Here is a 24,239-nt window from a genome sequence, read left to right as displayed (position 1 = left end):
CTCGTCAGGGTGGACACAACCGGTGGTAATGCAAGGCATTGACAGGCATGTGCAGATTGGCCCGTCTCTGACCGGCTTTTCCGAGGCGTTCAAGGAGATTTGCATCTTCTTGAACCGCCCCTCGTCAGATAGTGTGCTCTATTCGGACGTGCCCTTCGACCCTCGGTTGCCGAGCGCCGAGGACGTCTCCCGTATTGCCGAGCGGGTCGGCCTGGAAACGGAGCTCGTTTCCGCGCGCGCGATCGGCAATCGTGATTTCGTCTACCCTCTGCTGCTGGTCTTTCGCGATGGCAGTGCCATGGCGCTTCTGGAAGAGGCGCCCGACGGCACGCTAAGCCTCTCCAACAGACTGGCGGCGCCCCGCGAGATGCCGATCACCCTGTCCGACCTTGAGGTCGGCGGGCTCGCCTACGCCTTGTCTTTCTCGGCCACCTACCTCAACACCGCGACTGGCCGCGGCGTCGGCGAGGCGCGCAACATCGACCGCCGCCATTGGCTGACCGCCACGGTCAAGCCGTTCTGGCAGGCCTATGTGCAGGTCGCGGTCGCCGCGTTCTTCATCAACGTGCTGGCGCTTGCAGCCCCGCTCTTCACGATGAACGTTTATGATCGCATCCTGCCGAACAAGGCTATCGCGACCCTCTGGGTGCTGGCGCTCGGGATCAGCACCGCCATTCTCTTCGACTTCCTTTTGAAGACTGTGCGTGCGGCGCTGATCGACTATGCCGGCCGCAAGGCGGACCTGAAACTCTCCTACATGCTGTTCGAGAAGATCCTGCATGCGACCATGGCGTCGCGACCGCCTTCGACCGGCGAATACGCCAACCGGGCGATGCAGTACGAATTCGTTCGGGAATTCTTCACGTCGAACACGCTCAGCACGATCATCGACAGTCTTTTCGTCTTCGTCTTCATCGCAGCCGTCTATGCGGTGGCGGGCTGGATCGCCATTATCCCGGCGGTCGCCTTCATCTTCAGTCTCCTGATCGGTTATGTCGCGCAATACAAGATCGGCAACCGCGTCGCCGCCGCGTCGAATGAATCAGCCCAGCGTCAGGCGCTGCTGGTCGAAACGATCAGTGCGATCGAGACGGTGAAGACGCTGCACTCGGAAAAGCAGTTGCTTCGCCGCTGGAACGAGCTCGCCAAGCATTCCTCGAACACGTCCGAGCAGATCAAGGAGATTTCCTCCTGGGCCTCGCATGCGACGCAGTTCGTGCAGCAGCTGGTCACGGTCTGCATCGTCGTTGCCGGCGCCTATGAATTTACCGAGGGCAAGATTTCATCCGGCGCGATCATTGCTGCCAGCATGCTTTCCGGCCGCGCCGTCGCGCCGCTCGGGCAGATCGCCATGACGCTGGCGCGACTGCGCCAGGCCATTCTGTCGCTGCGGATCCTCAATGCCGTGATGGAGCAGCCGGAGGACCGACCGGACACGATCGGCTTCGTCAACCGCGAGATCCGCAACGGCAGCATCACCTTTACGAATCTCGACTTTGCTTACCCGCAAACGGACCACAAGGTGGTCAGCGGTATGAACGTCACGATCAAAGCGGGCGAGCGCGTCGGCATCATCGGCCGCATCGGTTCGGGCAAGACGACAATCGGCCGCCTTCTGGCGGGTCTCTACGCGCCGAGCGCCGGACGCATCCTGCTCGATGGTGTCGATATTCGGCAGCTACACCCCTCCGTCGTCCGTTCGGCCGTCTCGTTCGTGTCGCAGAATTCCGACCTCTTTTCCGGGACCATCAAGGAAAACCTGCTGATGGCGAACCCGACCGCCAGCGACGAAGAGGTGGTTGCGGCAGCGAGACTGGCCGGCGTCGATGAGTTCGTCTCGCATCATCCGCGTGGTTATGACATGCCGGTCGGCGAACGCGGTTCCCAGCTTTCGGGTGGACAGCGCCAGGCGGTCGCCATTGCCCGGCTGCTACTGCGCAAGCCGAAGGTGGTGTTTCTGGACGAGCCATCCGGTGCGATGGACCTCGCCAGCGAGCGCGAGTTGATCAACAAGCTTTCCAATGTCTTCAGCGGCGACGTCACGCTTTTGATCTCAACGCACCGCCATAGCATGCTGAGCCTTGTCGACCGGCTGCTGGTTCTCGACCGAGGGCGCATCGTCGCCGACGGACCGAAGGCTGCCGTTATCGAGCAGTTGCAGCGACGTTCCGGTCCCGCCGGGCCGGCAGAAGGGGCGGGGCTATGATCCACCCTTATCTAAATGACGATGAAGCAATGCCGGTCCCCGCGTTTCGGAGGGCGCCGAGATGACTGAGAAACCGCCGCTGGCCGCGCGCGCTGGAGTGTTGGTGATCGGCCTTTTGATCAGTTCCTTCGTCGCCTGGGCGGCGATCGCCGAGGTCGACGAGATCGCCCGCGGCGAAGGCAAGGTCATTCCCGTCTCGAAAACGCAGATCATTCAATCGAGCGAGCCCGGTATCGTGCGCGAGATCGCCGTGCAGCCCGGCCAGGTCGTGCGCCGCGGCGACCTGATCCTGCGCCTCGATGATACGGCAAGCGGCTCGTCGCTCGGCGAGCTCGAAGCCAAGGCCCGCTCGCTGCGGGCGCAGATCGCACGGCTGGAACTCGAGGAGACCGGGGCCTACGACAGCAAGTACATCTGCCCCGAGGATATCGCCAAGGTTGCCCCGGCAATCTGCGCCAACGAGGAACAGTTGCTTCAGGCCAAGGCCGGAAACTTCAACAACAAGCTGTCGGTGATGCAGGCCCGTGAGGGACAGCGCCAGCAGGAATTGGCGGAAGCGGAGGCCAACATCACCCGGCTGAGCGAGAGCATGCAGGTGACCGAGCGCGAGCAGGAGCTGCTCGCGCCGATGGGCAAGCGCAAGCTCGTCGCGCAAACCGAACTGCTTCGGGTCGAGAAGGAACTGACCGACACCAGAGGACAGCTCGCACTCTGGAAAGAATCGGTCGGCAAACTCGAGGCGGCGCTCAGGGAGGCGTCGCTGCAGGTGACGGAGCTCTCGCTGCAACTGAAGCAGGAGGCGCTGGCCGAAAAAACCGAGGCGCTTTCGCAGCTTTCGGTGATTGATGAGACCATTCGCGGCGCCACAAGCCGGGTTGCCAATACCGACATTCGCTCGCCGGTCGATGGCATCATCAATACGCTCGATGTCAACACCGTCGGCGCCTATGTGACGCCCGGAGCGGTGATCGGCGGCGTCGTTCCGACGTCGGAGACGCTGCTTGTCGAGGCGCGGCTTTCTCCGCGGGATGTCGCCTTCGTTCGCACCGGACAGGCGGCGCTGATCAAGATTTCTGCCTATGATTTCTCGATCTATGGGGGGCTCGGCGGAATTGTCGAGACCGTCAGCGCTGACAGCCTCGTCGACCAGAACAGCGGTGAGACCTACTATCTCGTGCGCGTCAAAACCGACATGGCCGCCCTCGTGAAGGACGGGCGCGAATACGCGATCATGCCGGGCATGATTGCCTCGGTCGACATCATGACCGGCAAGAAGACGATTCTTGCCTACCTGATGAAGCCGATCAACAAGGCCCGCGAGGAAGCGCTGCGGGAGCGCTGACCGATGAACGAGACGCCGCCTCTGGCAGATGAAGAGGACATGAGTGCGCTTCGGTTCCGCGTCGTTACCGTCGGCGGTCAACGCCGCGGCATCAAGCTCGAGGAAATCTACTGGCACTGTCTGGGCGAGCTTGCCGCACGGAATGGCTGTCGGCTTGCCGATATCGTTGCGTCCTGCGAAAGGGAACTCGAAGGCGACGGCAATCTGACCGCACGTCTGCGCTATGTCGCGACCCGCCACCTTCGTGATCAGCTTGAGACGGCCAGAAAGCGCGGCAGCCTGGCGGCCGTCGCCAGCCAGGTACGCGCCAGCCCGTCGCCAGCTTTTGCGCTCACGGGCAGCAAGCACATCGTCGCCTACAACGCGGCCTTCCTCTCCTTCGTTCAGACGCGCGTATTGCGCTCCCAGCAGCCGCAGGCGGCGCGTGGCTTGAGGCTTTCGTTCGACGTTCAGTTCGTCGATCTGGTCCAGCGCTTGAAAGCGGCTCCGGGCGAGCCGCAGCCGGCGGGCTTCACCATCGGGGTGCAGGGGCAGGTTACGCGCGGCAAGCTCAATGCTGCACTCGCCCCGCTCGTGGATCAGGACGTGATCATCGGCTTCATTCTCGGTTGACTGAGTAGTGGTCGCTGCTAACCACAAGGCCGTCAGCCAAGTCGAGCCTGGCGGGCACAGTCAGCGAACGGCGATGCCTTCTCCGGGCATGACGTCGGCAAGCGGTGCGGCGGAGGCGACCTTGTCGCCGGTGCTCTTGATGCCGTGGATCCAGGAACGCTCGGCGCTGACCGAAAACAGCGGCTGATAGCTCGGCAAGGCGGTATCGAGCTTCACCTCGTCGCTGAGGTTATCGAGGATGAAGTGGCCCTGGCTCGTCGTGATCGCGAGGACCGCGTGATATAGGTTGCGCCTGACGTCACGCAGAACCACGATCGACATCGCCTCCGACGGCAGTCCCGCCGCCTTCAACGCGGCCATCTTCAAAATGGCATAGTCTTCGCAGTCGCCCTTGCCTCGGGCAAGAATTTCGTCCGGCGTCGCCCAATAATCCTTGGCCCCGTAGTTTTCCGCGTCCGGCTGGTAGCGAACGATCCGGTTCACAGTCCGGTTGATGCCGCTGATCTTCTGGCGAAAGGCAAGACCATCAGCGTTTTCGATCGCCTGGCCGAGAATGTCGCGGGCGGCGCAACCGCTCTTTTGTGCGCAATCGTTGAAGTCCGCAGCCACCACTGCCGGGTAGACGGTCTTCCACTTGCGGGCGACCGGGATCGCTGACACCCGGAACGCAACCGAGTGGAAAACGGCGGATGGTTCCGACTGTGCGGACGACTGGGGCCGGAGATCAGGGCGGGTCGCCAGCGCCACTTGCTGCACGTTCTGGCGCCGGAGGGCTTCGGAAGCCTGCTTTGACCAGGTGTCGATGGTCTGCGTTGCGATGGCGGCGAGCGGGCTTGCCAGGCTCACCATCTGATGCAACAGGCCGGGGCCGAGCACGGCCGGTTGGCCAGCCTGCGTAGGTGTCGTTGCGAAAAGCGACGCAAGGCCGATCGCGAAGACCGAAGTCTTCAGGTATTTCCTGCCGTGCTTCCAATGCGTCTTATTCATCGCCGTGTCTCTCGGTTTCTTGAGGACACTGTACGAACGAAAAGAAAAATGCCGGTAAAGCGGTATGTATTATTTAGAGTGTTTCGAAGAGATACGTTTTATCTAAAATTTTATTCAAATTTTATACTTGTGTATTCTTTCGGCTCAAGCCACTTCTATATCGGGGACGCCGTGGACTTGCTGACCTTGCTGATGAGGACGGTGGCCGATCACATTCGCCTGTCTCGGAAAAGGCTTGCGCTGGCACCTGGCGATATAGACGTCCACGTCATTGAATGACGCACGTTTTGCCGTGGCAGCATCGCGGCGCTGATCCAAAAGCAGGGTTGGTTTCCGAACGATGACCAGAAATACTAAATTTGTACTAACGTCACCAATTTTGGGTATTAGCATAATATAGTATGCTGTTTTAGGTGAGGCTCTTCAGTGCCGATTGCGCTCTCGCAGGGTTGATGTTTTCGTCGCCCGCAAAGGTCGAGGGGTATTTCCATGGCAACCGAAGGCACCGCAATTTCCAACGACGCCGCAGCTCTGTCGGCAGAGGCAATCGAATTCCGCAACGCGCCCGACGGCAAGGCTGACCGCCTGGTTGCGCAGGCCGCTCCCGCAGGCGAGCCGGAACTCATCGACCCCGCGACGGGCGCTCCCGTGAAAGGCGCCGAAACCGTGCCCCAGACAGCGCCCATGCCTGCGGAAATCAGCGCCGATGCTTCGAATATCGTGCATTTGCCTGTGGGCGCGTCGATCGAAAAGATCAAGGTCGTTGGCAGCGATATCGTTTTGGAACAGCCTGACGGCTCCACGATCACCATTCACAACGCGGCATTGAAGGTCCCGACCTTCCTGATCGGTGACGCCGAAATCCCGCGCGAAACCCTCGTGGCGGTGCTCGGAGAAAACGGCATCAACGTCGCGGCCGGCCCGGACGGCAGCATCAGCGTCGTTTCGAACCAGAGCAGCGGCGGCGACTTCGCAGGGGCTAATGGCGATATCGGCGAGGCCGGACCGGTCATCAACTTGCTGGCGCCGACCGCGCTGCAGTTTCCGACGCTTGAGACGACCGAGCTTCTGCCGCCGACCCTCGATCCCAACGACGCACCGTCGATCATTCCCGACGGCAGCAGCGGCCCCGGCGGCATCTTTGTCAGCGACCGGCAGGTCGATGAAGCGGGCCTCGCCAGCGGTTCGCGCGCCGGTGACGGCAGCGCGTCGGTCAAGGGCATCTTCACCATTTCCGATCCGGATGGTGCCGGCGATATCGCCAGCCTGACGATCAACGGCCGGACCTTTCCCATCGGCGGCCTGGTCGGCCAGCCGGTTGCGGGCCAGTTCGGCGTGCTCACCATCACGGCCTACGATCCCGCGACCGGTGTCGCGCAGTATACCTATGAACTGACGAGCGCCATCACCAGTTCGGGCGTCAACCCTGGTGCCAATGTCGAGCAGGACCGGGATATCTTCACCCTTACGGTCACCGACGGTGACGGCGCGACCGGCACGGCCACGCTGCGCGTGGATGTCGTTGACGACATTCCTGTAATCGGCATCACGAATCCCGAGACGGCTCAAGTTGCCGAAGGGCAGACACTTTCCGGCAACTGGACGCTGACGGGAGGTGCCGACGGCGTCGGCACGGTGGACGTGACGGTTGGCGACACCACGCAGACGCTGACGTTGACCGCAGGCCAGAAGGTGGACTTCACGCTCGCCGAGGGTACGCTGACGGTCAATGCGGACAAGACCTGGTCGTTCACGGCAGCAAGCAATCTTAACAATGCCGGCGGTCTCGACGTGACGTTCTCGCTGTCGGCCAGGGACGGCGACAACGATGCAACGAGCGACATCCAGACGATCAAGGTGGTGGACGGCGCAGGTCCGTCGGTTGATCCGCTTGCCGCGTCCGCAGCGCTGACGCTCGATGACCAGAACCTTGCCAATGGCTCGACGCCGGTCGGTGGCGCCGAGACGAGCAGCGGCACGATTGGCTTTGTCGCGGGTTCGGATGCGATCGCGACGATTGCGTTCGGTGACACCAGCGGGCTGACTGGCGTGCTGGTCTGGGACCGTGTTTCCGATACGCAGATCGTTGGCCGGGCCGGCGGTGCGACGCTTGTCACGCTCGACCTGGTTCGCGCAGGCGACAGCGCCACGGTAACGGCGACTTTGAACGGCAACTACGCCAGCCATCCCGGCATCAATTCCGACGACCTTGCGAATCTTGGCCAGGTCAAGGTGGTTGCGACCGATATCGACGGCGACAGGGCCGAAGGCACGGTGACGGTCGCGGTCTCTGACGACATGCCGGTCGCTGCCGCCGACACGGACAGCGTGTCCGAAGATGGCGCCGTCTTTGCAGATGGCAACGTGCTGACCGGTTCGGGAGGTGCGGATGAGAACGGCACGGACGGTGTCAAGGATATCGCAGGGGCAGACGGCGTATCGGTGACGTCCGTTTCATTCGGGAGCACAACAGGTCTGGTCGGCGGTTCGACGGCAGGTCAGTTCGGCACGTTGGTGCTGAATTCCGATGGCAGCTATACCTACACGCTCAACAACACGACGGCCGGTGTGCAAAGTCTCGCCGCGGGCCAGATGGTGACGGATACGTTCACCTACGAGATCACTGACGGAGATGGTGATAGGTCGTCGACGACCGTCACAATCACAATCACCGGCACGAACGATGCCCCGGTCATCACGACGGGCCCGCAGAGCGGCAAGGTCGCGGAGATTGGCGACAATGCCGCTGGCGAGAACACGGTTACGCACACGCAGGGCGGCGCGGTCGGCTTTTCCGACGTCGATACGCTGGATCAGCACAGCGCCAGCTTCACGGCAGGTGGCGACGGCTATCTCGGCACCTTCTCGCTCGGGACGGTCGATCAGGCCGGTGACAAGGTTGGCTGGAATTTCGAGATTGCCGACAGCGTTCTCGACTCGCTTCAGGCCGGCCAGATCCTGACGCAGACCTATGATGTGACCATCAGTGACGGTCATGGCGGCACGGCGATCCAGACCGTGACGATCGTGATCACCGGCACCAACGACGCACCGGTCATCACCTCGGGCGTGCAGAGCGGTGCGGTCACGGAGATCACCGACAAGGCGACGGGTGAGAACACGGTCACACACACGCAGGGCGGTGCGGTTGGCTTTAGCGATGTCGATACGCTCGACACGCACACCGCCAGCTTCAAGGCGAACGGCAACGGCTATCTCGGCACCTTCGCGCTCGACCCGCTGAACCAGGCAACCGATCAGGTCGGCTGGAGCTTCAAGGTTGCCGACAGCGTGCTCGACTCGCTGCAGGCTGGCCAAAAGCTGACGCAGACCTATGACGTCACCGTCGACGACGGCAAGGGCGGTACGGCGACGCAGACCGTGACGATCACGATCACCGGCACCAACGATGCTCCGGTGATCACGTCCGGTTGGCAGCTCGGCGGCGTGGTGGAGCGCTTTGACGGCTTTCCGGGCGAGAACACGGTCACGCACACGCAGGACGGCACGATCGGCTTTCGCGACGTCGATACGCTCGACACGCACACGGCGAGCTTCACGGCGGGCGGTAACGGCTATCTCGGTACCTTCTCGCTCGATCCTCTGAACCAGGCAACCGACAAGCTTGGCTGGAACTTCCAGGTTGCCGACAGCGTGCTCGACTCGCTGCAGGCCGGCCAGATCCTGGTGCAGACCTACGACGTCACCGCCGATGACGGCCACGGCGGCACGGCGACGCAGACGGTCACGATCGTGATCGCCGGCACCAACGACGCCCCGGTGATCACCTCGGGTGTGCAGAGCGGTGCGGTGACGGAGATCGCCGACAAGGCGACGGGCGAGAATACGGTGACGCACACGCAGGACGGCGCGGTGACGTTTACCGACGTCGATACGCTCGACACCCACAGCGCCAGCTTCTTGCCGCAGGGCCGTGGTTATCTCGGTACCTTCTCGCTGGATGCGGTCGATCAGGCAGCTGACAGGATCGGCTGGAACTTCAAGGTCGCCGACGGCGTGCTGGACTCGCTGCAGGCCGGCCAGACGCTGACGCAGAAGTACACCGTGTTCGTCAATGACGGCCATGGCGGGATCGTGGCGCAGACCGTTACGATCGCGATCACCGGGACGAACGATGCACCGGTGATCACCTCGGGTGCGCAGAGCGCCACGGTCACGGAGCGCGGCGACGGTGCGGCCGGCGAGAACTCAGTGGTGCACGTCAACGCCGGCAAGGTGGCTTTTGCCGATGTCGACACGCTGGACACCCACAGCGCCAGCTTCAAGGCGAACGGCGAAGGCTATCTCGGCAAGTTCGCGCTCGACCCGGTCAGCCAGTCGGGCAACTCGGTCGGCTGGACATTCAAGGTTGCTGACGGTGTCATCGACTCGCTGCAGGCCGGCCAGTCGCTGACGCAGACCTATGATGTGACCATCAGTGACGGTCATGGCGGCACGGCGATCCAGACCGTGACGATCGTGATCACCGGCACCAACGACGCACCGGTCATCACCTCGGGCGTGCAGAGCGGTGCGGTCACGGAGATCACCGACAAGGCGACGGGTGAGAACACGGTCACACACACGCAGGGCGGTGCGGTTGGCTTTAGCGATGTCGATACGCTCGACACGCACACCGCCAGCTTCAAGGCGAACGGCAACGGCTATCTCGGCACCTTCGCGCTCGACCCGCTGAACCAGGCAACCGATCAGGTCGGCTGGAGCTTCAAGGTTGCCGACAGCGTGCTCGACTCGCTGCAGGCTGGCCAAAAGCTGACGCAGACCTATGACGTCACCGTCGATGACGGCCACGGCGGCACGGCGACCCAGACGGTGACGATCACGATCACCGGTACCAACGATGCCCCGGTCATCACCTCGGACGCCCAAGGCGGTGTGGTAACGGAGATCGCCGACAAGGCGACGGGCGAGAACACGGCCACGCACACGCAGGGCGGCACGATCGGCTTTTCCGACGTCGATACGCTGGATGAGCACAGCGCTAGCTTCACGGCGAACGGCAACGGCTATCTCGGTACCTTTGCGCTCGATCCGCTGAACCAGGCAACCGACAAGGTCGGCTGGAGCTTCAACGTCGCCGACAGCGTGCTCGACTCGCTGCAGGCTGGTCAGACCCTGACGCAGGCCTATGACGTCACCGTCGATGACGGCAAGGGCGGCACGGCAACCCAGACGGTCACGATCACGATCACCGGTACCAACGATGCGCCCATCATTACCTCGGGTACTCAGAGCGGCTCTGTGACGGAGATCGCCGACAAGGCGACGGGCGAGACCACGGCCACGCACACCCAGGGCGGCACGATCGGCTTTTCCGACGTCGATACGCTGGATGAGCACAACGTTAGCTTCACGGCGAACGGCAACGGCTATCTCGGTACCTTCGCGCTCGATCCCGTCGATCAGGCGGGCGACAAGGTCGGCTGGACCTTCAAGGTTGCTGACGGTGTCATCGACTCGTTGCAGGCCGGCCAGTCGCTGACGCAGACCTATGATGTGACCATCGACGACGGTCATGGCGGCACGGCGACGCAAACTGTGACGATTACGATCACCGGTACCAACGATGCGCCCATCATTACCTCGGGTACCCAGAGCGGTTCTGTGACGGAGATCGCCGACAAGGCGACGGGCGAGAACACGGCCATGCACACACAGGGCGGCACGATCGGCTTTTCCGACGTCGACACGCTGGATACCCACAGCGCCAGTTTCACGGCGAACGGCAACGGCTACCTCGGGACCTTTGCGCTCGATCCGCTGAACCAGACAACCGACAAGGTCGGCTGGAGCTTCAACGTCGCCGACAGCGTGCTCGACTCGCTGCAGGCTGGTCAGACCCTGACGCAGGCCTATGACGTCACCGTCGATGACGGCAAGGGCGGCACGGCAACCCAGACCGTGACGATCACAATCACCGGTACCAACGACGTCCCGATCATCACCTCGGGCACCCAGAGCGGTTCTGTGACGGAGATCGCCGACAAGGCGACGGGCGAGAACACGGCCACGCACACGCACGGCGGCACGATCGGCTTTTCCGACGTCGACACGCTGGATGAGCACGGCGCCAGCTTCACGGCGAACGGCAACGGCTACCTCGGTACCTTTGCACTCGGGACGCTCGATCAGGCCGGCAACGCGGTTGGCTGGAGCTTCAACGTCGTCGACAGCGTGCTCGACTCGCTGCAGTCCGGCCAGAAGCTGACCCAGACCTATGACGTCACCGTCGATGACGGCAAGGGCGGCAAGGCGACCCAGACGGTGACCATCACGATCACCGGCACGAACGATGCTCCGGTAATCACCTCGGTCTCACAAGGCGGTGCGGTGACGGAGATCGCCGACGGAGCGACCGGTGAGAATACGGCCACGCACACGCACGGCGGCACGATCGGCTTTTCCGACGTCGACACGCTGGATACCCACAGCGCCAGTTTCACGGCGCAGGGCGGTGGCTATCTCGGCACTTTCTCGCTCGGCTCGCTGAACCAGTCGACCGACTCGGTTGGCTGGAGCTTCCAGGTGGCCGACAACGTGCTGGATTCGCTGAATGCTGGTGAGACGCTGACGCAGAAGTACGATGTGACGATCGATGACGGCCATGGCGGCACGGCGGTACAGACGGTAACGATCACGATCACTGGCACTGATGATGGCGTGAGCGTCAACGGGCTGTCGTCCAGCGCCGAAGAGACGGTTTACGAGAAAAATCTCTCGGATGGTTCTTCGCCGAATGTGGCTGCACTTACGCAGACCGGCAGCTTCTCCGTGACGACGCCGGACGGACTCGCCGGCCTGAAGATTAATGGTACTTCGGTCGTGACGGGGGGCGCCTACGCCGTAGGAACCACGGTGGACACGGCACTTGGACTTCTGACGATCACCGGCTACACGCCAACGACGGTCAACGGTACGGTGACGGGCGCAACCTTCACCTACAGCTATCTGCTGCAGGACAACAGCTTGGCGCATACTGCGGCTGGAGCCGATAGCGGGGTCTTCGATAACTTCGTCGTCGCCGTGACAGATGAAGATGGTTCGACGAGCAATGCCACGCTCAACATCCGGATCGTCGACGATGTCCCGACCGTCCAATCCATCAGCAGCGCCTACATGGGCAACGGTACCGGTGCGCTGGAAGGTGTCATCAATGCGACGCCAGGCGCCGACGGCATCAAAGTTTACAAGATCGACAGCGTGGGCGGGCTGCCTACTGGCTGGACCACAACGGGAACGGGCACCGGGCAGGTGCTCGTGAAGGACAACTTCGGTACCGACATCTATCGCCTGACAACGAACGCGGACGGGACCTATCAACTGGAACAGTTGAAGGAACGTCCTGGAACGCAGGTAACCATTGATGCGGCGAACGATTTCCCCAATAGCCCAACGAAGACCTACGATTTCGGCTTCGCCAAGTTTACAGCACTTGCATCCTCCTCGGGGCAAGTGACCTTCAATGCCAACACGGCGTCAGGCGGTGGAAACGAGTTCGGGATCGGCAATCCGGCCTTCTCTACTGGGGAGAAGTTCAAGATTGAATTCGATAAGGATGTATCGTCGGTTACCTTGCGTTTCGGGACGGTTAAAGATCCAGGATCGATTGAGTTCACGGTAAGGGATGGCAATTCCACGCCATACACCTTTTCCAAGACTGTCGTCGCGGGGCAGACGAGTGTTACAATTCTTCCGAGCGATGTCGGATTCAAGTTCGATTACATCGAAGTTCTTGGCAAGAACGGCATCAATGTCTCCTTCACGACGGTAGGTTACACCGAAACCGTCGCCGCTTCGGATTTGACGCTGACTTTTGGCGTCACCGGAGAAGACAGGGATGGCGATTTGTCGAATTCCTCGACGCTCACCTTCGTGTCCGACGGATCCACAACCACGGCAAATGAAATCAGCGGCAGTGCGGGGCATGATGTCATCCATGGCGGAGCTGGCGACGACACGCTCAACGGAGGTGACGGCAACGACATCATCTATGCGAGCGCGGGCGACGACGACATTAATGGCGGAGCAGGCGTGGACCTGCTCAACTTTTCAGATGCGACCGGTCCCGTCACGTTTACGCTGGTACAGAGCAGTTGGGAGGATGATGTAGATCTTTCCAGCGTCGGCCTGGGAGAGGAAGACTACAGGAATATAGAAGGTGTCATTGGCTCCGACTTCAATGACAAGCTTTACGGTAGCAGTTATGGCGACATTCTGGCCGGGGGCGAGGGCAACGATACGCTTTCGGGCAATGGCGGAGCCGACAAGCTCTACGGCGATGCCGGCAATGATACGCTGGTTGGCGGTTCCGGCAACGACACGCTGTATGGCGGGACGGGCGTCGACAAGCTGACTGGTGGCTCAGGCGACGACACCTTCGTTCTCGATGCGAAAGACCTGCAACTCGACATCGCCGACGTCATCACCGACTACGACGGCGACGACGACTCTGTCGACTTGTCGGCTTTGCTCGGTAACCTGCCTTCGGGAACGACGCTTGATGGCGACTATCTCCAGGTGGTTCAGGATGGGCAGAACGCCAACCTGCAAGTGGACACCGAAGGTAACGCCGGTAGTGGTGGCTGGCATACGGTTGCCGTGTTGGAGAACTTCAATGTCTCGACGGAAGTGGTGAAGGTGCTGTTCAACGAAAACGGGACGAAAACATCGCAGGACGTGCACTAACGCCGGGTTGATCTCGACAGTTCAGCGGTTCTCGGCAATCATCCGGGAACCGCATATTGAGGGGAACTTTCATGAACAGAAGCATGCTGGCGGGGGTGATGCTCGCACTGATGCCCATATCCAGTTTCGCGGCCGACCTTATCGGCGACTATGCGCCGGCGGCCCGGCAATGCACCGAGATCAGCCAGTCCGCGCTGACGGTCGATCAGGACGTGGCGACGCTGACCAAGGAAGTCGTGGCGCGCATGGACGAGGCGATTGCCGTTGCCGACGATCCGCGCTGGATCGCTTCGACGCGGCCGGCCTTCGTCTGGGCGTCCGAGACCAAGGTCGCCTGCGGCAAGGCCTATGGTTACCTGCAATCGAGCTGGCGTGACGAGGACTACATTGCCAAGTGCGATTGCTTCTACGCCAAAATGCGGCACTTCATGAATTGAGACAGCCGGTATGATCGACATGCCCCACGTTGTGGTTTCCCCGGCACGGCGCGTGTCGTCGTGCCGACAATGGCTGGCACTCGGCGTGCTCGCGCTTGGCGTTCTCGCCGGTTGTCAGGGCGCTCCCACCGCCCCTGAGGTGCTCGACGTCGAATCGCCGCAGGCAAGGCATGCCCGGCGCGCATCCGAGCATGCGGTGAAGTCGCAGGAGGCCTTCGGAACCGGCGCAACGCGTGTCGGGCTTATCACTGCACTGATGGCGCCGTCGGGCGAAACGGTGCGCGAACGCGACATCCGCGACGGGGCGTCGCTCGCCGTGGACGAGGTGGGTGGTGGCCAGCTTTCGCTTTTGGTCGAAAATACCGACGGTTCGCCGCAGCAAGTCCAGGACGCCGCCAAGCGTCTCGCGGGCCAGAACGCGGCGTTGATTGCGCTGTCGGTTGCGGACGTGCCTGTCAGCACCGTCCGCCAGGGACTTGGCTCTGCCCGCGCGCCACTTCTCGCGTTGCGCGGCAACGGCGCCGAGCGGCCGGCCGGCACCTTCGCCTTCGTTTCTGACCGCATCGATAGCGCTGTCGAGGGCGCTTCCTATGCTTTTGCCTCCGGCCGCAAGCGGCTGATCGTGCTTTTGCCCAGCGATGTCTCTGCCGCCGAACGGCAAAGGCTGGATCGCGGTCTTGCGGGCTATGGCATCAAGCCGGCGCTTGTCGCCGTGACCGGCATCACGACATTTTCCGGTGACGCGGCCGCCAAGGCAAAGCTAAAGGATATTGATGCGGTTCTCCTCATCGGATCGGAAGGGGGGGAGGTCGGTTCTCTGTCGCAACTCAAGGCCAACGGCTATCTGAAACCGAATGCAATGGTCGTCGGAACTTCCGGTTGGACGAATGCCGCCTACAAGCGACCCGAATTTTTCGGAAGCCACCTCTGTCTCTTCGGCCCGGAAAACGGCTCGCGGATGACGTCGCGCTTCCTCGATCGCTACGAGCGTGCGGCAAGTGCGGACGCGGCTTATGGGTTCGACGTCATCGCCCTTGCGGCTGGTCTCGTGCGGTCCCAGGGGGAAGGCGCCATCAATCAGGAAAGCATCCGCGCGCCAAACGGTTTCGTCGGTGCGGCGGCCACCTTCCGGTTCACAAAGGACGGCTCGGTAGAGCGAACCTGCGCCATCTATCAGGTGACCGCCGGCAGCGTGAAGCTTCTGGATCCCGCGCCCCGCTCGTTCTGACCGAAGCGTTATTGACCAAAAACCGATGCGGCGAGCGACCGCGCTGCATTCGGTGTAGAGAAGCGGGCGAGGGCACGGCAGCTAAGCTCACGTTATCCGCAAGCTCGCGCCGTGATGCCGGAGGCCAAGGCGGGAGGCGACACGCTTCGACGAGGCGTTGTCTCGATCGGTACTGTAAAACAAGGTGCGAGAGCGAAGCGTCGGCAGCCGCGACCAACCAGCCGTCGCAGCAGCGCCGAAACCGCGTCCTCGAAACGCCTTGGCGGTCACAAGCCCGAGTTCGGCGCCGGAATCGGTGAGCCGCGCCGCACATGCCAGGGAGGCGACTTCACCGTCGACAATGGCAGCGCACCAGGGCGACCAGAAGTCGGCAACGCCGTGGAAGCCAAGATCGAACCAGGACTCCGGAACCCCATCCGTCGCCTTCTTCGGGGTCGTTGCGAACGAGCCGCGCATCGCCTTGGTGAGGAGTGTCGTGCTGCAACTCAAAGACAAGGCCGCAATCGTATTCGGCAGGCCCATCATCACCAAGCAGCGACAGATAGCACTCAAGGTTCACAGGCGTGCTGGGATGAACGAAGGGCGGTTCGGTTGCGGCAAGTCCTTCCAGCTCCGCGACCAGACCGCCCGGCAGGTCCGCGCGTGCTTCGCACAGGTTTCCCTCCGCGCATCCGGCGAGCCAGAAGCGCGGGCCCGGTGCCTGATCCGGATCGGCGCGTGTTCGAAACAATGTGTGGAAGTCTATTTTCAGCCAATGGCTTGCTGGTATCATGAGGCGATCGCTCAATAATATCCCCGCATCCGTCGAGTACGTTCCTGGCGTGAGGGGGCAAGATGCCCACGGCGAGATCGGTCGCGCGCAATCGGCGACAAAGGAGCCTTGCGTTAAGGCGGGATTTTCATGTCTTGCCAATGCGTGAACTCTCATGGTAACGTTCCCACGAGCTTGAGGCCTGTCACCTTTGATGATGGCTTCCGGCCCGGGAGGAAACATGAAGAACGGACCCCGGCAACGGGCCACCATTATCGACGTCGCGGAGCGGGCAGGGGTCTCGAAGAGCACGGTTGCACGTGTTCTGGCGGGTTCTGCCAGCATTTCCGACGAAGCCCGCGACCGCGTGCTGAAGGCCGTTGCAGCCACCGGCTACGAGCGCAATCATCTGGCCGTCGGCATGCGTTCGGGGCGCAGCGGCATGCTCGGCCTGGTCATTCCCGATATCACCAACCCCTTCTGGGCCGAAGTCGCCCGCGGCGCCCAGGATCGCGCCGCCAAGGACGACATTTCGCTTCTCGTCTTCTCGTCGGACTGGGATGCCGGCACGGAGGCGACGCATCTTCGCGCCCTGCGGCGCGCCCGTGTCGATGGCGCGATCATCAATCCGGTCGCCGACAATTTCGATGATCTCGATCGCTTCGGCTTACCCTTCGTTTTCATCGGATCGAGCGCCGAGCGTTTTCCGGATACCTTGAGCGTCGGATCGGATATCGCCCAGGCTGTCCGTCTCGGCATGGATATCCTCGTTGAGCGCGGACACCCGGCGCCGGCCCTGATGCTCGGCCCGCGGTCGCGTCTTGCGCGCGCCCGGTTCCTGCGCGCCGTGCACGAGCATTGCATCGCGCGCGACATCGACCCCGACATCTTGCGGGTGGAAGAATCCGACTACACGGTCGAGGGTGGCCGAAAGGCCATGGGGCGTTTGCTCGCCGGGCCGTGGAGAGGCAGTCGCGCCGTCTTCGTCGCCAACGACCTGATGGCACTCGGTGCCATGATCGCCGTGCGCGAGGCGGGGCTCCGGTGCCCGGAGGATATTTCCATTCTTGGCTTCGACGGCATTCCGGCGGGTGCTTTCTCCTGGCCCGGTCTGACGACGATCGAAAAGCCTGGCCGGCAGATCGGCATTCGCGCGGTCGAATGCCTGCTCGATCAGATTGCCGGCCGCCCGGAGCACGGCCGGATATTTCTGCCGTGCCGACTGGTCGAGCGCGGTTCGCTTGCCGATGTCTCGGCCTCGGTAGCTGTGCGCACGGCGGCAGGGAGGTAACAATGAGCGTAAGCAACGATCTTGTAGCGGATGCAGCCATGCCTAGAAGTGGGAACGTTCCCAACGTCCATCGGCGAAGCGTCACGAAAAACGTGCGGCAATGGTGGCCCTACTACCTGATGATGGCGCCTGGGCTGATCTTCTTCGTGATCTTTCACTATTTTCCGATCTGGGAAGCCAAGATCGCCTTCGAGCAGTTGCGCATCATCCCGCCGAACATCTGGGTCGGGATCAAGCATTTCCAGACGCTCTTCTCCTCGCCGATCTTCTGGCAGGTGCTGATAAACACGCTGATCATCTCGACAATGAAGATCGTCTTCGTCTTCCCGGTCCCGATTATCGTTGCGCTGCTGCTCAACGAGATCCGGGGCGGCGCTTTCCGCAAGTTCATCCAGTCGGCGATCTACCTGCCGCATTTCCTTTCCTGGGTGGTCATCGCCGGCGTGTTCATCGCGGTGCTTTCGCCGAGCGACGGCGCGGTCAACGACATCATCGGTTTCTTCGGATTGCAGCCGGTCTCCTTCATGACCGACACGGGCTCGATCCGCTGGGTGCTGGTCTTCTCCGAGATCTGGCGATCGGCCGGCTGGGACAGCCTGCTTTACCTTGCCGCCATCATCGCCATCGACCAGGAACTCTATGATGCGGCCGAGATCGACGGAGCCAATCGCTGGCAGAAGATCCGCTACGTCACCATTCCCGGCATCGTGCCGACGATCGCGACGCTGTTCATCCTCAACGCCGGCATGTTCCTGAACGCCGACCTCAACCAGGTGATCAACTTCTCCAACGACGTGGTGCGCAGCAAGATCGATATCATCGACACCTATGTCTACCGCATCGGCCTGCAGACCGGCGAGTATTCGCTGGCAACGGCCGCCGGCCTCTTCAAGGCGGTTCTCGGCATGCTGATGATCGTCGCCGCCCACCTTCTTTCCAAACGCCTTACCGGCAAGGGGGTATGGTGATGGCCGCCCACAACGTTCGCAGAACGCCGCTCGAGCGGCTCGAATATGCGATCATCGTCTCGACGCTGATGTTCCTCGTCGTACTGACGGTCCAGCCGCTGCTCAACCTGCTCGCCATCTCCTTTTCGGATCCGGGCAAGGTTGCCGGCATGAGCGGCCTGACGGTGGTCCCCAACGGGTTTTCGACCGACGTCTGGAGCCTCCTGGTCAACAACCCGGCCGTCCAGCGCGGCCTCCTGAACTCGATCTTCATCACGCTGGTCAGCACCGTCCTTGGTGTCGTGCTGACGGCGCTGATGGCCTGGGCACTTTCCCGCCCGGGTTTGCCGGGGCGGCGCGCGATTTTCGTCTTCGTGCTGGTGACGATCGTCTTTGAGCCCGGCATCATTCCCGATTATTTCATCAACAAGCGCCTCGGCCTTCTCGACAGCTACTGGTCTCTGATCCTCTTCAAGGTTGTGAACGCCTGGTATCTGATCATTCTCGTCCGCTTCTTCGAGGAAGTGCCGAAGGAACTGATCGAGGCCTCGGAGCTCGACGGCGCCAACCCTTTCCAGATCTTCTGGTACGTGGCGCTACCACTCGCCAAGTCGGCGCTTGCGACCATCGCTCTCTTCTACTTCGTCTTCCACTGGAACGAGTTCTTCCGGGCGATGATCTATCTCAACGACCAGTCAAAATGGCCGCTGCAGGTCGTGCTGCGCCAGTTCGTGGTCGAGGGCGACAAGCTCGCCATGGTCGGGGTCGTCGACAGCAACAACTACACCGGTGCGAGCCAGATCAACATTCGCGCGCTGAAGGCAGGCATGATCCTGCTTACGATCGCGCCGATCCTCGCAATCTACCCACTCATTCTGAAGTTCTTCACCAAGGGCACCATGAGCGGTGCGCTGAAGGGCTGACGATGCAGAACCGAACCATAAAAGCCATAGCATATTGGGAGGAACAAACATGCTTGGAAAACTGATCCTTGGCGCAACCACCGCCATGGCATTGATGGCGAGCGTCGCCATGCCCGCCTTCGCCGATCCGGTGACGATCCGCGTCGTCTCGAAGGATCTCACGACGAGCAATCCTGACGACGTAAAGCTGATGAAGGCCTATGAGGAGGCGCTGAAGGCCAAGGGCACCGACATCCATATCCAGGTCGTCGACCTGCCGTCCTCTGGCTATGCCGACAAGCTCAGCGCCATGCTTCTGTCCGGTGATATCCCCGATCTCATCTATTTCCAGGGCGGCGACGCCAAGATGGCCGAACAGGGCGTGCTGGAGGACTGGAACACCTGGCTGCCGAAGACGACCTATCTCAAGGACGCGCTCTTCCCGCACAATGTCGAGCGGCTGAAGAACTATCCCTACCTGCTCTATGTCTACCCGCCGCGCATACCGCAGCCGGTGATCCGCGCGGATTGGCTCGAGAAAGCGGGCGTCGAAGCACCGAAGACTACGGACGACTACGTCACCCTCTTCAAGGCGATCAAGGACGGCGATTTCGACGGCAACGGCAAGGCCGACAGCTACGGCGTTACCACCGCCGACAACACTCAAGAGCTCGACGCCGTCTTCAATCAGGCATTTGGCGTCACCGGAACCTGGCTGAAGAACGATGCTGGCGAGTGGATCCATGCCCGCGTTTCGGCCGCGGAAAAGGCAAAGATCGCTTTCTACGCATCGCTCCGCGAGCAGGGTCTCTATGATCCGGAATTCATCACCACCAAGTGGGACGTGAAGGAAGACAAGTTCTATTCCGGCCGTGCCGGGGTGATCTTCGGTTCCTCCGCAGAGGTCATCGACATCTATGGCGGCAAGATGCGCCAGGCCCATCCCGGCGTGACCCTCAGCCTGCTTTCGCCGCCGAAGGGTCCGGGCGGCCAGGGCCTGATGGCGCTGGACGTCTCCAAGGAAGCGCGCGGTCTCGCGATCGCAACGACCTCGGAGCACAAGGAGGAGGTGGTCAAGTTGCTCGACTTCATCGCCAGCCCCGAGGGCCAGGCGATTGAACGGCTCGGCTTTGAGGGCGAGCAGTACACCAAGGACGGCGAAACCATCAAGCCGACCGACAAGCTCGCTACCTGGTATGCCCGCTTCCTCGTTGCCGCCAACTGGCAGCCGCCGGTTCAGTGGCTGAGCGATGCCGCGCAGCAATCGCTGAAGACGATCTCCGCCGACTTCAAGCCGGACAACGCCTTCGTCTGGCCTGCGGAATACGCCACAGACATCGACGCCACGGAGAACGTCTACCGGGCCTGGGTTTACAAGTTCGTCTCCGGCGAAGCCAAGATGGACCAGTGGGACCAGTTCGTTTCCGAGTGGAACGCTGCCGGCGGCGAGAAAATGACCGAATATGCAAGGACGGTTCTCAATGACAAATGATGCTCAAGGGCTTTCCCTTAAGGGACGGGTTCGGGCGCTTCTTTTTGGCGTCGCCTACGGCGACGCCATCGGGGCGCCGGTCGAAAAGCTCTCCGCTGCGGAAATCCGCCAGCGCTATGGCCGGGTGACATCGCTCGACACAGAGTGGCACCGCATGAAGCAGAGTGAGGCGGCCCGCAACGGCCGTGTCCGCGGCAGCGGCATCGTCACCGACGACACGCTGATGACGCTCTGCGTGATGTCGATCTACGACGACGTGAAGCGCCATCTCGATGCCTGGGATATGGCCTCGGGCATGGTGCGGGAAATTGCCTGGACGCCGCGCTGGGTGCCGGAGCTGCAGCGCGAGACGATGCTGATCGAGCGGCTGTTCTATCCTGAGAAGTGGATCTTCCAGCGCCATCAACTTTCCGGCTGCGACCCGCGCCAGGGCGGCGTCGGCAACATGGTGAACTGTGGCGCGGCGATGTACATCGCGCCGATCGGCGTCGCCAACGCCTGTGATCCGAAGGCAGCCTATGATGAGGCGATCGCCTTTGCCTCCGGCCACCAGCAGAGCTTCGGCCTGGAAGCTGCCGGCGTACTCGCCGCCGCGGTCGCCGCCGCTTTCGTGCCGGGCACCACCCTCGACACCGTCATCAAAGAAACGCTGGCCGTTGCCAAGGACGGAACGCGTGATGCGATCGCCGATATCGTCGAGGCTGCGGGCTCATTGAAGGGCGCGGATCATGCGACAGTCGTCGCCGAATTCCACCGCATCATCGCGCGCTATTCTCCAATGGGCGACGACGTGCAGCACACGCCGCAGAAGGCCGGCATTGCGACCGACGCCTACCAGCCGTCGCGTCTGCACGCGATCGAGGAACTGCCGCTGGCGCTCGGCTTTGCGGTCGTCAATGACGGTGATTTCTACAAGTCGATCATCGACGGCATCAACTCCGGCCGCGATACGGACTCGATCGGCGTCATGGCCGGCGCAATCCTCGGCGCCATGCAGGGCGAGAGCATCATCGACCGGGCGATGGTCTCCCAGCTCGACCGCGTCAACAAGCTCGATCTCTACCGATCGGCCGATGCTTTTACCGCAACCGTGACCGCAATCCGGGCGGCCGACCACAAACGCGAAATGGCGCGGGCCACGGCGCGCGCAGGCCTCTTTGCCGCTCCCGAGCTCACCCAGGTTTCCAGTCTCTAGAATTCGAAAGTATCCGATGCTCAGCACCACAGAAATCTTCGAGCGTATCTATTCCGGTTTTATCGGCAAGGCGATCGGCGTGCGCTTGGGCGCACCTGTCGAACCGACGATCTGGAGCTATGAACGCGTCCGGGACACCTATGGCGAGGTGACGGAATATCTGCGCGATTTCAAGAATTTCGCTGCCGATGACGACACCAACGGTCCGGTCTATTTCATCCGGGCGCTGCGCGACTACGGTCTCGGCGCCACCGCCGAAGAGGTCGGCAAGACCTGGCTGAACTATGCGGCCGAGGAACACGGCATGTATTGGTGGGGCGGCTTCGGCAATTCGACCGAGCATACCGCCTACCAGAACCTGCGCGCTGGCATTCCCGCGCCGCAATCCGGCTCGATCGCCCAGAACGGCACGACGGTTGCCGAGCAGATCGGCGGGCAGATTTTCATCGACAGCTGGGGCTGGGTGCATCCGGCCGACCCGAAGAAGGCAGCCGAAGCCTCAGCCCGTGCGGCAAGTGTCGCCCATGACGGCGAGGGCCTGCATGGCGCCCGCTTCTGCGCCGCGGCCATCGCCCAGGCTTTTGTTGCCAAGAACATCGAGGACGTGATCGAGACGGGTCTCGCGACAATCCCGGCCGACTCCCTCTATGCCAAGGTTTCGCGCGCGGTACTCCGCTTCCACGACAGCAACCGGAACGACTGGCGTGCCTGCCGCGACATGTTGACAGCGGATTGGGGCTATGACCGCTATCCCGGCGTCTGCCACATCATTCCGAACGCCGGCGTCTTGATCATGAGCCTGATCTACGGTCAGGGTGATCTGCCGCGCACGGTCGAGATCGCCACCATGGCTGGCTGGGACACGGACTGCAACGCCGGCAATGCCGGTGCGATCGTCGGCACGCTGCAAAAGGTGCAGCCGGGCTGGGACAAGTACCGCAAACCGATCAACGATTTCGTCGTCGCTTCCGGCGTAACCGGTACGGTCAACGTCGTCGACATCCCCTCCTTTGCCCGTGAACTGACGGTGCTGGCGCTCCGCCTGCAGGGACGGGAGGCTCCGGCGCTCTGGGTCGAGGATTTCGAGCGCCGCGGCGTTCGCTTCGATTTCGACGCACCCGGCGCCACCCATGGCTTCCGCACCGAGCCGTTCAACCAGATCGCCGTCAAGGCATCGGCGGAGCGTCATACGGATAACGCCAAGGGATCGCTGGAAATCCTGCTCGACCGTCTCGAGCGCGGGCATGGTGGACGCATTTTCTGGAAGCCCTTCTATCGCCGCTCCGACTTCGACGACGAGCGCTACCGCCCGATGTTCACTCCGCTTGCCGATGACGGCCAAAGGGTGTCGTTCAAGCTCTGGCTCGACCCTTGGAACGGTGACGGCAACCTGCGTGTGGCGCCCTATGTTCGCCGCGCCATGACAGGCGCCATCCAGGAAACAGGCGCCTGGCACGTGCCGTCTGCGAGCGGCTGGCAGGACTACGCGTTCACCATCCCCGACGGCGATGGCGAAGCGGTCGACGAGATCGGCATCCTGGTCGAATATTTCGGACGCCTGAAATTCCTCGGCCGGCTGTTCCTTGCGGACTTCTCCGTATCCGGCAAGGGTCGCGCCGTCATCGACCCGTCGAAGGAAGCGCATGAATGGGGCGGCATCACCCGCTTCACCTGGAACCGCGGCCATTGGAGCCTGCAGCAAGGCCGCATCCATGCCCATACCGCAACCGACGCGGACGCCTGGACGGGCAACGCCTATCTCCGCGACGTCAGTGTCAAGGCCGAGCTTCAGCCGCACTCGGGTGCCTCGCACCTGGTGGTGGCCCGGGCTCAGGGTACGAGCCGCTTTTATGCCGCCGGTTTCGAGAACGGCGAAGCCGTGATCCTTCTTGAAGACCACGGCACGAAGATCCTCGCGCGCAGCCCGTTCCGTATCGAATACGGCCGGAGCTACGCGGTCGATCTCACTGTCGAAGGTGGCAAGCTGACGCTTTCCGTCGATGGCGAGCGGCTGCTTCAGGCGGACGATGGGACGCTGCGCTACGGCATGGCTGGCCTTCGCATGGCGTCCGCCGGGCGCATGTCGATCGGCCGGCTTGAGGTCGCCGAGCGCTAACTGCGCGAGGCGGAAAGAAAGGGAGGA

Annotated in this window: 15 protein-coding genes; 13 read left to right on the top strand and 2 right to left on the bottom strand. The window is 62.2% G+C overall.

Annotated elements, in window-relative coordinates; all coding sequences use genetic code 11:
• Window positions 1-28: 28 nt before the first annotated feature.
• From IB272_RS14115 to IB272_RS14105, 3 genes are all read left to right on the top strand, one after another.
• Entirely contained in the window at window positions 29-2,206 is a 2,178-nt protein-coding gene (locus IB272_RS14115; RefSeq protein ID WP_051659312.1) for a type I secretion system permease/ATPase, read from the top strand.
• A gap of 61 nt (window positions 2,207-2,267) precedes the next feature.
• Complete coding sequence (locus IB272_RS14110) at window positions 2,268-3,548, top strand: HlyD family type I secretion periplasmic adaptor subunit (protein WP_192444488.1); 1,281 nt, start codon at window positions 2,268-2,270, stop codon at window positions 3,546-3,548.
• Window positions 3,549-3,551: 3 nt separating this feature from the next.
• Window positions 3,552-4,160, top strand: coding sequence for a ribbon-helix-helix domain-containing protein (locus tag IB272_RS14105; RefSeq protein WP_034794673.1), 609 nt, complete (start codon window positions 3,552-3,554; stop codon window positions 4,158-4,160).
• Window positions 4,161-4,220: 60 nt separating this feature from the next.
• Here the strand turns inward: IB272_RS14105 and IB272_RS14100 are convergent, their stop codons facing one another.
• On the bottom strand, window positions 4,221-5,147 hold the full coding sequence (locus IB272_RS14100) for a transglutaminase-like cysteine peptidase (RefSeq protein WP_234798822.1): 927 nt from the start codon (window positions 5,145-5,147) through the stop codon (window positions 4,221-4,223).
• Between the two features lie 489 nt (window positions 5,148-5,636).
• Between IB272_RS14100 and IB272_RS14095 the strand changes: the two genes are divergently transcribed.
• The 3 genes from IB272_RS14095 (at window position 5,637) to IB272_RS14085 (ending at window position 15,518) form a co-directional block, all read left to right on the top strand.
• Window positions 5,637-13,853: a VCBS domain-containing protein gene (locus IB272_RS14095; protein WP_192444487.1), complete on the top strand. Its 8,217-nt coding sequence runs from the start codon at window positions 5,637-5,639 to the stop codon at window positions 13,851-13,853.
• A gap of 71 nt (window positions 13,854-13,924) precedes the next feature.
• A complete protein-coding gene (locus IB272_RS14090) occupies window positions 13,925-14,290 on the top strand; it encodes a hypothetical protein (protein WP_060607741.1) in 366 nt (121 codons plus the stop codon).
• Window positions 14,291-14,300: 10 nt separating this feature from the next.
• Window positions 14,301-15,518 (top strand): ABC transporter substrate-binding protein, encoded by a 1,218-nt coding sequence (locus IB272_RS14085; protein WP_192444486.1) that lies wholly within the window; start codon window positions 14,301-14,303, stop codon window positions 15,516-15,518.
• Window positions 15,519-15,605: 87 nt separating this feature from the next.
• Here the strand turns inward: IB272_RS14085 and IB272_RS34900 are convergent, their stop codons facing one another.
• A complete protein-coding gene (locus IB272_RS34900; protein WP_234798823.1) occupies window positions 15,606-16,013 on the bottom strand; it encodes a GNAT family N-acetyltransferase in 408 nt (135 codons plus the stop codon).
• Here IB272_RS34900 and IB272_RS34895 point away from each other — a divergent pair.
• The 7 genes from IB272_RS34895 to IB272_RS14050 all read left to right on the top strand — a co-directional run bounded on the left by IB272_RS34895 (window position 15,994) and on the right by IB272_RS14050 (window position 24,212).
• The gene (locus IB272_RS34895; protein ID WP_234798824.1) at window positions 15,994-16,308 is read left to right on the top strand and encodes a hypothetical protein; all 315 of its coding nucleotides are present in this window, start codon (window positions 15,994-15,996) and stop codon (window positions 16,306-16,308) included. The genes IB272_RS34900 and IB272_RS34895 overlap by 20 nt on opposite strands.
• 202 nt (window positions 16,309-16,510) lie before the next feature.
• On the top strand, window positions 16,511-17,560 hold the full coding sequence (locus tag IB272_RS14075) for a LacI family DNA-binding transcriptional regulator (protein ID WP_192444485.1): 1,050 nt from the start codon (window positions 16,511-16,513) through the stop codon (window positions 17,558-17,560).
• A gap of 38 nt (window positions 17,561-17,598) precedes the next feature.
• Window positions 17,599-18,528, top strand: a complete 930-nt coding sequence (locus IB272_RS14070) for an ABC transporter permease subunit (protein ID WP_051659403.1) — start codon at window positions 17,599-17,601, stop codon at window positions 18,526-18,528.
• A complete protein-coding gene (locus IB272_RS14065) occupies window positions 18,528-19,430 on the top strand; it encodes a carbohydrate ABC transporter permease (protein WP_034798191.1) in 903 nt (300 codons plus the stop codon). The genes IB272_RS14070 and IB272_RS14065 overlap by 1 nt, the downstream gene beginning before the upstream one ends.
• 49 nt (window positions 19,431-19,479) lie before the next feature.
• Window positions 19,480-20,901, top strand: coding sequence for an extracellular solute-binding protein (locus tag IB272_RS14060; protein WP_113554204.1), 1,422 nt, complete (start codon window positions 19,480-19,482; stop codon window positions 20,899-20,901).
• Window positions 20,891-22,096, top strand: a complete 1,206-nt coding sequence (locus tag IB272_RS14055; protein ID WP_060520311.1) for an ADP-ribosylglycohydrolase family protein — start codon at window positions 20,891-20,893, stop codon at window positions 22,094-22,096. The genes IB272_RS14060 and IB272_RS14055 overlap by 11 nt, the downstream gene beginning before the upstream one ends.
• Before the next feature lie 16 nt (window positions 22,097-22,112).
• A complete protein-coding gene (locus IB272_RS14050) occupies window positions 22,113-24,212 on the top strand; it encodes an ADP-ribosylglycohydrolase family protein (RefSeq protein ID WP_060530524.1) in 2,100 nt (699 codons plus the stop codon).
• The last annotated feature ends 27 nt before the right edge of the window (window positions 24,213-24,239 follow it).

It is taken from the genome of Ensifer sp. ENS08 (assembly GCF_014852195.1).
GTDB classification, from domain to species: domain Bacteria; phylum Pseudomonadota; class Alphaproteobacteria; order Rhizobiales; family Rhizobiaceae; genus Ensifer; species Ensifer adhaerens.
Note: the sequence above shows the minus strand (reverse complement) of the source record. Positions and strands in the feature narration are given on the sequence as shown.